Source organism: Longimicrobium sp. (assembly GCF_048594345.1).
Classification (GTDB): domain Bacteria; phylum Gemmatimonadota; class Gemmatimonadetes; order Longimicrobiales; family Longimicrobiaceae; genus Longimicrobium.
The window spans coordinates 26,852-39,640 of the sequence record NZ_JBMDXM010000194.1 but is presented as its reverse complement, the minus strand read 5'-3'; the positions used below and the strand labels follow the sequence as shown (position 1 = coordinate 39,640).

The window sequence follows — 12,789 nt, the reverse complement described above, 5'->3', positions numbered from 1 at the left end:
TTTTATTTTAGGGCTGTTTTATATTGACAAATTATGTGGCGGGGGGCCTGCTTTTTCTTGGTCGCGCCCCGCTCGTGTCATCGGCAGCCGCCCCGCATTCCGGGCTTGTGTTACGCCACCTGATGCACCGCGCGACCGATCTCGTATAGAAACTCCGGCGCAAAGTCAGCACCGTTGGGCCACTCGATCGTCCCGGTTTCGAAGTTGATGGCCACACGACGAAAGAAGGCCATGTCCTTTAACGGCTCGAAAACCACTCCATGGAGCTGGTCGGAAAGGTCTACGTCCCTGGTCGCGCCGTCGTTGAACTCGAGCCGAAGCGTATACCCCTCCAGCGCGTGCACCTGATCCACGTGCAGAAACAACATCACTCGCTCCTCAGGTAAGCGGTGGAATGGGCACGAGCGGAAGGTGCTGCCTCGCCCGGCTCCAATTCGCCAGCAGTTCCTCCCGGTACTGCACGCCCCACACAAGCAGCATGTGCAGTGCCGTTCGTGACATCTCTCCCGTAACGGCGCCCGTGTGAATGTCGATCAGGACTTCCTCACGCTGGCACCGCGCGTGAAAGTGGGGCGGACTGTGATCCTTGTAGTTCATATAAACCACAATCCCGAAGAAGCGGCTCACGGTCGGCATCGCGAGCCCCGGCAATACGCAAATCCTGGATTCATCGAGTATCTCCAGAAATCGGCATCTGCGCCAGCCTTTCAACTGGCCCATGGAAGCGGCACGTCAGTGCAGAAGCCAGTATAGGGCGGTAGCCGGAAAATCTTACAATCACGACACGACAGCTCACGGGCCCACTTCCCGACAGGCGCGGCCTTGCTGCAACGGCTTTGCTGCGAATGACTTGTGGATTCAGCCTGCTGCGTTTGGGTGGCCCGACCGCCCGTGGATGGCGATCCGAAGGCCTCAAATCGATACTCACGGGACACAGGTGAGAAAACGGCGTCGGATCGGTTGCACGAAAAAGCGGAGCGGGGCACGCGGGATGATTCCGCGTGCCCCGCTCCTTCGTGCAGATCCTGCCTGCCCGTACTTACGGCCGCTGCGCGTCGTCCGTGACGGACTCGTACAGGCCGTTGAAGAGCAGGCGGAAGGTGCCGTGCGGCTGGGCGCGGAAGGCGATCTCCGGGCCGAACAGGTACAGCGTGCCCTGGCCCACCGGCGCGGAGACGATCGCCGCGCCACCGTTCAGGTTCTCCTGCCCCCACGCCCAGCCGCTGCGCAGCGGCGCCGGCGTGTCGAACCAGGCGATGCGCCGGATCCCCGCCGCCTCGGCGCCGGCACCCAGACGGAAGACGGGCGAGTCGTCGAACATCACGTCCGCCTGCTCCGGCATCCCCCAGGCAACCGGGGCGTCGTTGTCCACCGTCACCCGCAGCAGCGAGCCGGGGATGTAGTACTTTTCGCGCGGCAGGTGGCGCGGCTGCCCGTCTGGCCCCGCCTCGACCAGGTGGTCCTCGATCGGCAGCCCCAGGTGCTTCGCCAGGATGGTCGATCCGCCGATCGTCAGCACCGTGCCGCCGGCCTCCAGGAACTCGCGCAGCCTGGGGACCGTGCGCTCGATGGTCACGTTGCCCAGCTGCCCGCGAAACTCCTCGGGAATCGCGTCGGGGCTGGGGAGAAACGCCATGCCGCCGCCGCGCGGGTCGCGCTCGGGGATGGTGCCGTCGACAAAGACCAGCACGTCGTACCTGGCGTTCAGGTTCCCCGCGTCCAGCTCCGGCGGAAACACCACCGTGTACGGGAACTGGAACTGCTCGAAGATCCAGCGCGTCCAACCGCTGGGCATGATGCCGCCGTAGCGGTCTACCAGGCCAATGCGCACGGGCCGCAGTGCCACCGCGCCCGCCGGCATGCGGTTGGAGGCCTCGACGTTCAGGCCCAGCGAGTCCATCCACCGCGTGGAGGAACGGAGCTCACGCGCGGGGATCCAGAAGTCGCCCGCGTCGCCCTGGCCGCGCTCGCCCGCGCGGGTCATGCGGTAGACGGAGACGCCTTCCTTGAGCAGCCGGTTCACCGCCGTAAAGGCGTCGTTCTGGCGCGGCGAGATCACGTAGCCCGTGGGGGCCCAGCGGGGCGCGGCGGTATGTCCTTCGGGCGCCGGAAGGTTCCACTCGGTGACCTCGCGCAGCGGCGCCTGCGCCGGCAGCGCCTCAAGGACGCGGTCAAACTGCACGCCCATCTGGTACGCCAGCGTCCACCCGGCGTTGTCGTACGGGGGGATGGGCGGCCCGCCCTCGTACAGAAAGTCGTTGGGGTGGTCCTGCGGCTCGAACATGTCCAGCACGTGCGGACGGAACGCCTGGTCCAGCCGCACCACGTACGAGCCGGAGGGATACGTCTTGCCGCCCACGGAGAACGACGCCGTCGCGCGATGGATCTGGATCCCGTTCTCCCGCAGCGCGTTGACGAACTTGGTGGCGGTTGGAAAGTCGTCCTGGTCCGAGGGAATGACGTACGCCCGCGGGTCGCGCCACTCCGGCGTGCGCAGCAGCGCCAGGTACCGCGCCGACTCTTCGGGATTGGGCGCGCCGCCAAACAGCCCGCCGGCCGACATCACCGCGTTGCTTTCGGAGCGCTGCCCCTGCCGGGACGCCGCGATCACCGCGCGGACGCTGTCCACCCGCCGCGGGTACACGGTCCAGCTGTCCTCGCGCCCACGCTGCACCGAGTTGCGCCCCATCCGCCAGAAGTTGGTCAGCAGCGTCTGGCGGTAGCGCGAGGCGTAGTCCAGCACCGCGTAGTTGGCCGTCACCGAGTAGTCGATGGACGAGCGAAAGTGCCACTTCTGCGGCGCGATCGGCGACACCAGGTCGGCGTTGGGCAGCTGCCGGTTGGGGACGAACGGGATGTTCATGGGCGTGGGGTTGCCGATGGTCTCCGTCAGCAGCCCGATCATGTTGTGAAAGTACGTCGTGGTGCGCAGGCCGCCGTTCCACCAGGTGGAGTAGTTGGCCCCGCGCCGCGTGGTCACGCCCGGCTTTTCCTCGGCGATGAAGCGGTTGTGCATCGCCGAGCCCACCATGTCGATGCCGGTCATGACCAGCGGGTCGTACACGTAGTTGAACGGATCGCGAAAGGGCGGCGCGAACATCACCGTCCCCGTGGGGCCCGTCTGGTGGTGGTTGTAGACGATCTGCGGGAACCACTGGTGGTACATCACCCGGTTCATGTTCTCCGTCTCGGCCTGGGTCGAGGCGTAGAAGTCCCGGTTGTTGTCGTGGCCGATGTACTTCTGGTACAGCCGCGGAATCCACGCGGTCGAGCGGGCCTCGCGGTTGGGGTTGCGGGTGTACCAGTTGCTGACCAGGTCCATGCCGTCGGGGTTGGCGTGGACGAAGAGGATGATGACGTCGTCCAGAATGCGCCGCGTTTCGGGGTCGTCGCGGCTCACCATCTGCCACAGCGTCTCCATCAGCTGCTGCGCGCCCAGCACCTCGGTGGCGTGCAGCCCGCCGTCGATCCACACCACCGACTTGCCCTGCGCCGCCAGCCCCGCGGCCGTGGCCGAATCCACCTGGCCCATGGCCAGGGTGCGGCTGATCTCGCGGTAGCGCTGCAGGTTGCGGTGGTTCTCGGGGCTGGTGACGATGGCCATTACCTGGGCGCGCCCTTCTTCGGTGCGGCCGATCTCGGTAAGGGTCATCCGGTCGCTCTCGCCGTCCAGCTTTTGCCAGTAGGCGACGAGGTCCTGGTAGTTGGGGAGCTCGTAGTCGGCGCCGATGGGGTGGCCGAACTGCTGCTCGGGGGTGGTTAGCCGCTGCTGTGCGTCCGCGGAGCCCGCGGCGAACAGGGCCAGCGCGAGCGCCAGGGCAGGCGCGCGCCGTGTACTGGGGGACGGGATCAAAGGCGAACCGCTCCTTCCGCCGGTTTGCCGAGGGGCGCCGCCGGGGGCCGCGCCGCTCGCTGCTGTGTGTGGATACCGGTAGAATCGAACGGCCGTTCGGGTGTGTCAAGTTTTTAGCGGGATGGAGGGATGGGGGCTACCACTCCCGCGCCTCGGCAGGCATCGAACTGCATCCGCCGGCGGCCCCCTCTCCCGGCCTCTCTCCCAACTTCGGGGGAGAGGTGACGCGAGCCGCACGTCCGGAGCGCCGTTCTTACCGCGGAGCCGTCGAAAAGTGATCCGGAGCGCGTCGCCCTGTCGGCCCACGCCCAACCCCTCCCCCGAAGTTGGGGGAGGGGTCGCCCGCCGTCGCGAGGAACGAGCGAAAGGCCGGGCGGGGGAGAGAGCCCGCGGGTCGCACTGGCTTCGGAAGGCTGTGGGTACAAGACGGTTCTACGGCGTCGCGCTACGCGCGGACCCCTCACCCCCGCCCCTCTCCCGCAAACCGCGCGGGAGAGGGGTGACGCGAACGTCCGGCTGCCGAGTGGCGGGGCGATTACGCACGCGGAAGCCCGCGGCGGCACCAGACTAGCCGTGCCGCGACGCGGCCGGCCGAAACGACAACCCCTCCCCCGATGTTGGGGGAGGGGTCGCCCGCCGTCGCGAGGAACGAGCGAAAGGCCGGGCGGGGGAGAGGGCCCGCGGGTCGCGCCGGCTTCGGAAGTCGCCCCCCCTCCCCCCTACTCCCGCACGATCCCCTCGATCAGCTCCGCGGCGCGCTCCAGGCACTCCAGCTCGTCCGCGGAGAGGGCGTGCAGGCGGTCGGCGAGGGAGTGCACGCGGCGGGCGCGGCCTTCCTCCAGCAGGCGGCGGCCGGCGCCGGTGGCGCGCAGGCGCACGGAGCGGCGATCGTCCGGGTGCGGCTCGCGCTTCACCAGCCCGTCGCGCTCCAGGTTGCGGACGATGCGCGTCATCGACGGCGGCCGCACCTGCTCGGCCCGCGCCAGCTCGCCCAGCGTCCGCGCGCCACCGAACACCAGCACCGACAGCGCGGACAGGTGCGGCGCCGTTACGCCGGACGCATCGTCCTGGCGGCGAAGGCGGCGCAGCAGGTGAATGCTGGCGGAGTGCAGCCGGTCCGCCAGCCGCTCCGCCCGCGCGTCCGCATCCCCCGAATCCGAAAGTCTTGCGTCCGTATCGATCATGATCTACAGTATATTTAGTTTCGCTAACGAAGCAAGCTGCACGATTCCACGGGAGCGATTTTGATGAGCGTGGCGACGCGGATGATCGAGGCGGTAAAAGCGGGCGATGCGGGCGGGCTGCGGGCGATCCTGGAGGCCGATCCCGACGCGGCCGGCGCGCGCGAAGAGGGCGGTGACAGCCCGCTGATGATCGCGCTGTACCATGGCCGCCGCGACCTGGCGGAGCTGCTGCTGGCGCACGGCCGCCAGCCGGACGGCGTGGAGGCGGCGGCGCTGGGCGACGTCGATCGCCTGCGCGCGGCGCTGGACGCGGAGCCGGGCCTGGTCACCCGCTTTACGCACGATGGATGGACCCTGCTGCACCTGGCCGGCTTTTTTGGCCACGCCGAGGCGGTGCGGCTGCTGCTGGAGCGCGGGTCCGATCCCAACGCGCTCTCAATCAACGCGCTGCGTAACACGCCGCTGCACGCCGGCCTTTCCGGACCCATGGGGGTCGAGGGGGTGCGGTTGCTGGTAGAGGCGGGCGCAGACGTGAACGCACGGCAGCACGGCGGGTTCACCCCCATGCACTCCGCCGCCAACCGCGGCATCGTGGAGATCATCGACCTGCTGCTGGAGCGTGGAGCGGCGCCCGATTCCGCCACGGACGACGGCCGCCGCCCCGTGGATTTTGCGCGGGAGCGGGGGCACGCGCACGTGGTGGAGCACCTGCGCGCCAGGGGCGCTGCCGCGTGACGCCACTCCAGCCGATTGACGGGGTAGGACGCCCGCGGTAGTGTTGGCCGTTCACCCGTCGCGCAGGTATCGCAGGAAAATCATGCAGGTACGCAGCATTCTCCTGGCCTTTGTCCCGCTGGCGCTGGTCGCGTGCTATCCGCGCCAGCCCGTGGCGCCGCCCCCCGCCCCGCTGCCTCCGCCTCCCGTCGCCGTTTCGCCGGCGGAAGAGGCGGTGCAGCGGATGCAGCGCGCGCGGCGCCTGTTCGACGAAGGGGTAAGCCTGGGGCGCCAGAGCCGCTGGAGCGAGGCGGCGGACCGCTACCGGCTGGCCATCGAGGCGGTGCCCAACGAGGTGCGCTACCACATGGCGCTGGCCGATGCGCTGCTGTCGCAGGGGCGCGACTGGGAGGCGGCGGACGCGCTGCAGGCCGGCATCCGCGTGGAGGAGGCCGGCCCTGATCCCAACCACCGCGTTTTGGCGGTGGATTACGAGCGGCTGATCGGCCTGCTCAACCGCCTGAACCGGCTGGACGAGGCGCGTCAGGCGGCCGAGCGCCAGGACCGCCACCGCCGCCTCCGCGACGCCGCCGTACCGGAGTGAACGGATTGGGTGCCGGGGACGTGGCGCTTCTGGACAGTCTCGAATCGGACTACAGAAACAGAGGTCAGAGTACAGAGGAACCGACAACATCCAGAGGAACAGAGGAAGGAATGCGGATCACCTCTGTTCCTCTGGCTTTTTTCCCTCCCTCTGTACCGATCTTGTTTTTCCGGATTCATCCGCGCTCTGCCGAGCGATGACAGCCTACGTCCGACTTCGCGCAATCTCGTCCGTCCTGGCGGCCATGACGAAGTCGTTGCGGTGCAGGCCGTGGACCTCGTGCGTCCACCAGGTGACGGTGACGCGGCCCCACTCCGTCAGCAGCGCGGGATGATGGTCCTCTTCCTCCGCGATCTCGCCGACGCGGTTGGTGAACGACAGCGCCCGGGCAAAGTCCGGGAACTCGAAGACGCGCTCCAATCGCGGAACCCCCTCACGCTCCACCACCGCCCACTCCGGCACCTGCGGCTTGAGCACCTCCATCTCCTCCGCAGTCACCGTGGGCGTGCCGCGGCGGCAGGGTTCGCATTTCTGGCTCGCAAGCTCCGTCATCATCACTCCCAGGATGTATCGCCAACCTCCCCCCGGATTGATTTCCTGAGGGAGCGCCACACCGAACTTCATCCCACACGACCGCTTGCGCGCGACCGAAGGATCTAGTCTGCGGCCGTCGCGGAGCTGGCTACGCGTCATCGATCCAGCCTGCAGGTGCTGCCGGCGAGATCCTCCGGTCAGCGCCAAAATCCTTCGTACAAGCAGGACGCAGCGCGGCGCCTCCCTCAGGCTCAGGAAGTCAACGCTTCTCGAGGGTTGGTCAACACCCTCTCAGCCTCAGGAATCAGACCCGGATCGCCTTCAGGATGCCGCCGGCAGCGACTTCTCGATCAGCTCGCGAAGCTCGGCGTTGTCGGCGGTCACGGGGCCTACGTGCTTCCACAGCAGCGTGCCGTCGGGACCGATCAGGAACGTGTTGGGCACGCCCATCGTGCTGTACGCGGTAGCGATCTCGCCGTCGGGGTCCAGCCAGATGGGGTAGCTGGCGCCGTACTCCTGCAAAAACTCGCGGATCCCCTGCTCCTGGTCGCCCTGGTCGATGCTGACCCCCACCACGTGCAGGCCGCGCGGCCCGTACGTCTTGTGCAGCTCCTCCAGCGCGGGGATCTCCTGCCGGCAGGGGTGGCACCAGGTGGCCCACACGTTCAGCAGCACCGGCCGGCCGCGCAGCAGCGCCAGCGACGCGCGCTCGCCGTCCAGCGTCTCCGCGGCGTAGGCGGGGGCCTCGGCGCCCGTCCGCACCGCGCCGCCGGGCGCGTCGCCGCAGGCCGCCAGCAGCAGCGCGGCGCAGGCGATTCGCGGCAGGTTCGTCGTCCAGCGCATCGTCACGATCTTAGCGAAGGTCGGAGAGGGGCATGCGCGCGGCGCGCACCATCGACGGGTCGCCGGGCGCGGTCCAGGCGAACACCAGGTGCTCGCCCGCAGGGACCATGCGAGGAAATCCGCTGGAACGCGCGGAGCTGGATCCCGCCACCGTGCGCGGCTCCCCCATCGTTCCATCCGCGCCTACGTGGCGAACGTGCACCTCCGCCTCCTTTTCCCCCGTGCGCTCGATCCAGCTGACCAGCGCGCCGCCGTCATCCAGCAGCACCACGTCCACACGGCCTTCGGGGTTGCCGCCGTCCACCCGCGCCGGCGCGCCGAAGGTGGCGCCCGCGTCGCCGGAGAACGCGACCTTTACCTGCGCCGTGCTGTCCGCGCCCGTGTACCACGCCACGGCCACGCGGTCGCCCTCCGCCGCCGCCTGCGGGCCGTTCACCGGGCAAGCGGGCATCACCCAGCCGTCCGCGTGCACGGGCTGGCCGGGCGTCCAGGCGCCGTCCACCATCCGCGTAACGTAGATATCGCGCACCTCCGCCGCCGAGCGGTCGCGGTACACCACCAGCGGCCCGCGTCCCGTCATGGCCATCCCCGTCTGGCAGCAGTCGCACACGCGGCCGTCCAACTCCAGGTCAGGCGCCGCGCGCCCGTCCCCGCCGATGGTGGTGTAGCGCAGCGTCATCTCGTTGCCGGCGGCGTGCTCGTCCGCGGACGGCTTGAACTTGCGGCCGTCCAGCCACACCAGCGCCACCGAATCGCCGCGCGCGGGCCACATGCTTACGAAGCCGTGCTCCGTCTGCGTGCCGTCCGTGTGCGGCGTCACCCCCGGCGTCCACGTCACCCCGCCGTCGGCCGACACGGCCACGCGCACGTCGTAAGCATACTTGCTTTCCCCGCCGCGCTGCAGCCACTGCGCGGCCATCCGGTTCCCCGGCAGCACGGCCAGCGAGGGAAAGTCGGCCCAGTTTACGAACCAGCCGCGCCCGCTGGCGATGGTGCGCGGGGCGGACCAGCGGCCGTCCTCCAGCACCGCGAAGCGCAGCGCGTGTGCGCTGTCCGCCGCCGGCTCGATCCACGACAGGTACGCGCGCCCGTCCGGCCCCACCGTCAGGTTGGGCTCGCCGCTCCCCGGCGCCGCGTTCAGCTCGAGTTCGGTAACCACGATGCCGGCGGATGACGGCGCTCCGCCGTGCTCGCCCGCCCGCTCGCCGCACGAAGCCAGCATCACCGCCGCCGCCAGGGCGCACACGCCCGAGAAATAGCGCAAAGTTTCCGTCGATGTCATGCGTCGTCCGCGTCGCGGTTTCGATCTACCCCCACCATCGCTTGCAAGCTGTGATCGGCGTGCAGGGCAACGGCGTCGCGCTGCGCGCGGACCCCTCACCCCCGGCCCCTCTCCCGCAAACCGCGCGGGAGAGGGGAGACCCGACTCACACCATCACACCATCACACCATCACACCATCACACCCCATCACCCGTTCACCCGTTCACCCGTCACGCCGGCGTATCCACCGTCAGGTCGAAGCTCTGGTACGCCCGAGCCAACAGCAGCGTCGCGCCCCAGCAGGCCAGCGCGACCACGATCACCGCGCCCGCCGCGGCGCCGGCCGTATCCGCCACCCACCCGCCCGCCATCCCCATCAGCCCCGCCGCAACCACCACGATGCCAAGCAGAACGAGCTTGAAGAACAGCTTGATCAGCTGCTTGCCCACAAAGGCGCTCTGCTGGCCGCCGTCTGCCTGCATGCGCGTGGGAAAAAGGAGAAAAAGCCAGTTCTCCAGCGTCACCGCCAGCCAGGCGACGGGGAGCGCGACGGCGGCCGCCAGCAACCCCATCCGCGGCTCCACCGGCGCGTCGACCATCCACACCGCAATCCCCAGCAGCAGCAGGTTCACGAGGGCGATGATCGCCGCCGCCACGAACACCTCGCCCACCGCCACCGTCACCGGGCGCAGCGGCAGCGAGCGCAGGTAGCCGATGCGCTCCACGTCGCGGCGAAAATCCACCGAGAACGAGCCGGTGCCAAAGAGGGGAAAGGCCACCGCCAGCACCACCAGCGACGTTCCCAGCTCGCCGGAACCCTCCGAGCCCAGCCAGCGCGGAAGGCCGATCACGTAAAAGAACGCCATCCCCGCCATGAACGCCAGCGCCCCCAGCGTCTGCAGCCCGCGTCCCAGCTCGTACGCCTGCCGCCGCGCGATCGGCGCGGCGGCGCCCAGAAAGGCGAAGGAGGGGACGGGCAGCCAGCGATTCCTGGGTACCGCCGCGCTGGCCAGACCGCCGCGCCCGCGCCGCATGCGCCGGATGCGCTCGAACCGCCTGGCGCTGGAAACCAGCGACCGCTCGCGAAAGTCCACCCGCATCAGCAGCGCCGCTCCTGCCGTCGCCATCACCAGCGCCACGCTGGCGGCCGACCACGCCAGCACCGCGCCCGCCGTTTCCGCCGCGTAGGTTTCCGCGAAAGGCCGGGCCGGAAGCATCGCCAGCTGCACGCCGCGCGACGCAATGAGGTCGCCCAGCGCCATCCCGAACCCCACCTCCTGCGCTTCCCGGTAGAACAGCCACCCCGCCACGGCGATGCCGGCGTAGAGCGCCGGCCGCACCGCGCGCGCCACGGTCGGCGGCAGGCGGTCGCCGACGGCCAGCTTCAGCAGCCCCGCCAGCTGGGTGAGGACGAACAGCCAGAGCACGGCCAGCATCACCGCGGGGATGGCCGCCGCGGGGCGCACCGCCATCCGCATCCCCACCAGCCCCAGCCAGATGCCGCTGAACAGCTGCACCCACCCGCGGCTCACCAGGGCGTACAGCAGCAGCTCGCGCCGTCGCAGCGGGGCGGGAAAGAGGAACTGCACCTCCTGCGGCCAGTAGAACGGCGCGTCCGCCGCAACGAGCGCGGGGATCATGAACAGCAGCAGCGCCAGCGAAAAGCCCTGCATCACGGGGTCGTGCTGCCGCGCCACGCCGCCCGAGGCCTGCAGCGCCATCAGCTGCGACGCGACGACAAAGACGAAGAACAGCAGGCCGATGATGGCGGAGACGAACCCGCGAAAGGTGCGCATCCGCCGCCCGGCCCGCCGCATCACGCCACGGATCCCCGCCCACAGCAGGTAGCGCAGCCCGGCGTTCACGCCGCCGCCCCCGCCGCCGGGGGCGCGGCGGGCCCCTCCGTCAGGTGGAAGAAGATGTCCTCCAGCGTGGCGTCGGGCCCCACCTGCTCCGCGTAGCGCGCCCGCAGCTCGTCGCGCGTGCCGTGAAAGAGCAGCCGCCCCTGCCGCACCACCAGGAACGAGGTGCACAGCCCCTCGATCTGCCCCAGCAGGTGCGAGCTGAGCATGACCGCCGCGCCGTCCGCCGCGCGCCGGCGCAGCAGGTCGTACAGCGTGCGGATGCCGCGCGGGTCCAGCCCCGTCAGCGGCTCGTCCAGCAGCAGCGCCTGCGGCTGGTGCAGCAGCGCGCAGGCCACGGCCACCTTCTGCCGCATCCCGCGCGACAGCTCGTCGGCCATGCTGTCGCGGCGCTCCGCCAGCTCCAGCTCAGCGAGCAGGCGCTCCGCCGCCGGCTTCCACTCGCGCACGCCGTACACGCGCGCCGTAAAGTCCAGGTGCTCCCACACCGTCAGCGTGCTGAACAGCTGCGGCTCGTCGGGGATCAGCCCCAGGCGGCGCTTGGCCTCGATCGGCTGCCGCTCCACGTCGAACCCGGCGATGTGCACCGTCCCGCCGCTGGGGGGATGGATGCCGGCGATGGCGCGCAGCGTGGTCGTCTTTCCCGCGCCGTTGGGCCCCACCAGCCCCAGGATCTCGCCGGGCTGCACGGCAAAGCTCAGCCGGTCCACGGCGATGCGCCCCTCGTAGCGCTTGATGAGCTCGCGAACGTCGATCATCGGGCGATGCGGATCAGCGCGTGGGGCGGCCGCCCGGCGCCCACTGCGGCCGCGGCCCGTCCGCCAGCGCCCGCGTGGCGTCCATCGCCGCCTGCACCACCCGCGTCATGTGGTCCCAGTCGATGCGCTCCGTCTCGTCCCCCGGCTGATGGTAGTCCGCGTGCAGCCCGAACGACGACAGCGCGTGCGCCGGCACCCCCTGCAGCGCGAACGGCGTGTTGTCGCTGCGGTTGAAGAAGTCCTGGTCCGGCCGCGGATCGGGGACGATGGGCACGCCCGCGCCCGCCAGGATCTGGGACACGGTCGACCTTTCGTATCCCGTCAGCCACGCGCGCCCCGGCCCGCCCGCGAGCGAATCCGGCCGGCCGATCATCTCGATCATCAGCCCCGCCACCGTGCTGTCCAGCGCCACCACCGGGTGCCGCAGGTACCAGCGCGTCCCCAGCATCCCCACCTCCTCGCCCGTGGCGAAGAAGAAGACGACGGTGCGCCTGGGCGCCGGCCCGCGCGCCAGCGCCCGGGCCACTTCCAGGACGGCCACGCTGCCGCTGCCGTCGTCGTCCGCGCCGTTGTAGATGCTGTCGCCGTCCACCGCCCGCCCGATCCCCACGTGGTCGTAGTGCGCGCCGACGATGACGGCCTCGTGGCGCAGCGCGGGATCGCTTCCGGGGACCATCCCGATCACGTTGAAGGCCTGGCGACGCTGCTCGGCCGGAACCTCCGCAAGCGCGTCCAGCGACTCCATCAGCCGCAGCCGCCCGCCGTTTTCCGCAACGGGGACGAGCTGAAAGTACGCCATGTCGCCCGCGGGCTGCACGCCCATGGCCTCCAGCCGGCGCGCCAGGTAGACGGCCGCGCGCATGCCGCCCGCGGAGCCGGTGGCGCGCCCCTCCATGCTGTCCGCCGCCAGCGCCTCCAGCTGCTCGCGCACGTCCGCCTGCCGCACCTGCGTCGCGGCCGCCGGCGCGGCGGGCTGGGGCGCCGTGGCGGGCGCGGGGGCCCGGGTGCACGCGGCCAGCGCGGCGAGGGCAAGGAGACCGGAAAGATGGGATGGGCGCATGATCGACGGGATCAGGTGGTGTGGCGCAACGCGGAGAAACAAATATGGGCCGCACCGCGCTTCCCCTGCAACGCCGCGCGTTGGAGGGCCCTCTCCCCCGCCAGGCCTTACGCCG

The 12,789-nt window shown here is 70.1% G+C and carries 12 protein-coding genes; 2 read left to right on the top strand and 10 right to left on the bottom strand.

Translation table 11 applies throughout. From position 1 onward, the window contains the following. Positions 1–110: 110 nt before the first annotated feature. From ACOJUJ_RS21455 to ACOJUJ_RS21440, 4 genes are all read right to left on the bottom strand, one after another. Positions 111–368 carry a DUF2442 domain-containing protein gene (locus ACOJUJ_RS21455; protein ID WP_420128960.1) on the bottom strand — a complete coding sequence of 86 codons (258 nt, stop codon included), beginning with the start codon at positions 366–368 and terminating at the stop codon, positions 111–113. Positions 369–378: 10 nt separating this feature from the next. Next, entirely contained in the window at positions 379–720 is a 342-nt protein-coding gene (locus tag ACOJUJ_RS21450; RefSeq protein ID WP_420128959.1) for a DUF4160 domain-containing protein, read from the bottom strand. A 319-nt stretch (positions 721–1,039) separates the two neighbouring features. Beyond that, positions 1,040–3,853, bottom strand: coding sequence for a M14 family metallopeptidase (locus ACOJUJ_RS21445; RefSeq protein WP_420128958.1), 2,814 nt, complete (start codon positions 3,851–3,853; stop codon positions 1,040–1,042). Positions 3,854–4,572: 719 nt separating this feature from the next. Further along, positions 4,573–5,037 carry a MarR family winged helix-turn-helix transcriptional regulator gene (locus tag ACOJUJ_RS21440; RefSeq protein ID WP_420128957.1) on the bottom strand — a complete coding sequence of 155 codons (465 nt, stop codon included), beginning with the start codon at positions 5,035–5,037 and terminating at the stop codon, positions 4,573–4,575. Between the two features lie 63 nt (positions 5,038–5,100). On the opposite strand from ACOJUJ_RS21440, the gene ACOJUJ_RS21435 reads away from it, so the two are divergent. Next, a complete protein-coding gene (locus ACOJUJ_RS21435; protein WP_420128956.1) occupies positions 5,101–5,772 on the top strand; it encodes an ankyrin repeat domain-containing protein in 672 nt (223 codons plus the stop codon). 82 nt (positions 5,773–5,854) lie between these two features. Further along, a complete protein-coding gene (locus ACOJUJ_RS21430) occupies positions 5,855–6,355 on the top strand; it encodes a hypothetical protein (RefSeq protein ID WP_420128955.1) in 501 nt (166 codons plus the stop codon). Between the two features lie 204 nt (positions 6,356–6,559). Here ACOJUJ_RS21430 and ACOJUJ_RS21425 read toward each other — a convergent pair whose 3' ends face one another. The 6 genes from ACOJUJ_RS21425 to ACOJUJ_RS21400 form a co-directional block, all read right to left on the bottom strand. Continuing rightward, positions 6,560–6,907, bottom strand: a complete 348-nt coding sequence (locus tag ACOJUJ_RS21425) for a 4a-hydroxytetrahydrobiopterin dehydratase (protein ID WP_420128954.1) — start codon at positions 6,905–6,907, stop codon at positions 6,560–6,562. A gap of 303 nt (positions 6,908–7,210) precedes the next feature. Next, complete coding sequence (locus ACOJUJ_RS21420; protein WP_420128953.1) at positions 7,211–7,732, bottom strand: TlpA family protein disulfide reductase; 522 nt, start codon at positions 7,730–7,732, stop codon at positions 7,211–7,213. A gap of 10 nt (positions 7,733–7,742) precedes the next feature. Then, on the bottom strand, positions 7,743–9,014 hold the full coding sequence (locus ACOJUJ_RS21415; RefSeq protein WP_420128952.1) for a sialidase family protein: 1,272 nt from the start codon (positions 9,012–9,014) through the stop codon (positions 7,743–7,745). 210 nt (positions 9,015–9,224) lie between these two features. Beyond that, positions 9,225–10,859 carry a putative ABC exporter domain-containing protein gene (locus ACOJUJ_RS21410; RefSeq protein WP_420128951.1) on the bottom strand — a complete coding sequence of 545 codons (1,635 nt, stop codon included), beginning with the start codon at positions 10,857–10,859 and terminating at the stop codon, positions 9,225–9,227. Beyond that, positions 10,856–11,614: an ABC transporter ATP-binding protein gene (locus ACOJUJ_RS21405; protein ID WP_420128950.1), complete on the bottom strand. Its 759-nt coding sequence runs from the start codon at positions 11,612–11,614 to the stop codon at positions 10,856–10,858. The genes ACOJUJ_RS21410 and ACOJUJ_RS21405 overlap by 4 nt, the downstream gene beginning before the upstream one ends. A gap of 13 nt (positions 11,615–11,627) precedes the next feature. After that, positions 11,628–12,674, bottom strand: a complete 1,047-nt coding sequence (locus ACOJUJ_RS21400; protein ID WP_420128949.1) for a M20/M25/M40 family metallo-hydrolase — start codon at positions 12,672–12,674, stop codon at positions 11,628–11,630. Between the last annotated feature and the right edge of the window lie 115 nt (positions 12,675–12,789).

Excerpts from the sequence above, each read along its gene's own strand:
- ACOJUJ_RS21455 (WP_420128960.1), bottom strand. The coding sequence starts at position 368 with ATGTTGTTTCTGCACGTGGATCAGGTGCACGCGCTGGAGGGGTATACG.
- ACOJUJ_RS21450 (WP_420128959.1), bottom strand. The coding sequence starts at position 720 with ATGGGCCAGTTGAAAGGCTGGCGCAGATGCCGATTTCTGGAGATACTC.
- ACOJUJ_RS21440 (WP_420128957.1), bottom strand. The coding sequence starts at position 5,037 with ATGATCGATACGGACGCAAGACTTTCGGATTCGGGGGATGCGGACGCG.
- ACOJUJ_RS21435 (WP_420128956.1), top strand. The coding sequence starts at position 5,101 with ATGAGCGTGGCGACGCGGATGATCGAGGCGGTAAAAGCGGGCGATGCG.
- ACOJUJ_RS21430 (WP_420128955.1), top strand. The coding sequence starts at position 5,855 with ATGCAGGTACGCAGCATTCTCCTGGCCTTTGTCCCGCTGGCGCTGGTC.
- ACOJUJ_RS21425 (WP_420128954.1), bottom strand. The coding sequence starts at position 6,907 with ATGACGGAGCTTGCGAGCCAGAAATGCGAACCCTGCCGCCGCGGCACG.
- ACOJUJ_RS21420 (WP_420128953.1), bottom strand. The coding sequence starts at position 7,732 with ATGCGCTGGACGACGAACCTGCCGCGAATCGCCTGCGCCGCGCTGCTG.
- ACOJUJ_RS21415 (WP_420128952.1), bottom strand. The coding sequence starts at position 9,014 with ATGACATCGACGGAAACTTTGCGCTATTTCTCGGGCGTGTGCGCCCTG.
- ACOJUJ_RS21405 (WP_420128950.1), bottom strand. The coding sequence starts at position 11,614 with ATGATCGACGTTCGCGAGCTCATCAAGCGCTACGAGGGGCGCATCGCC.
- ACOJUJ_RS21400 (WP_420128949.1), bottom strand. The coding sequence starts at position 12,674 with ATGCGCCCATCCCATCTTTCCGGTCTCCTTGCCCTCGCCGCGCTGGCC.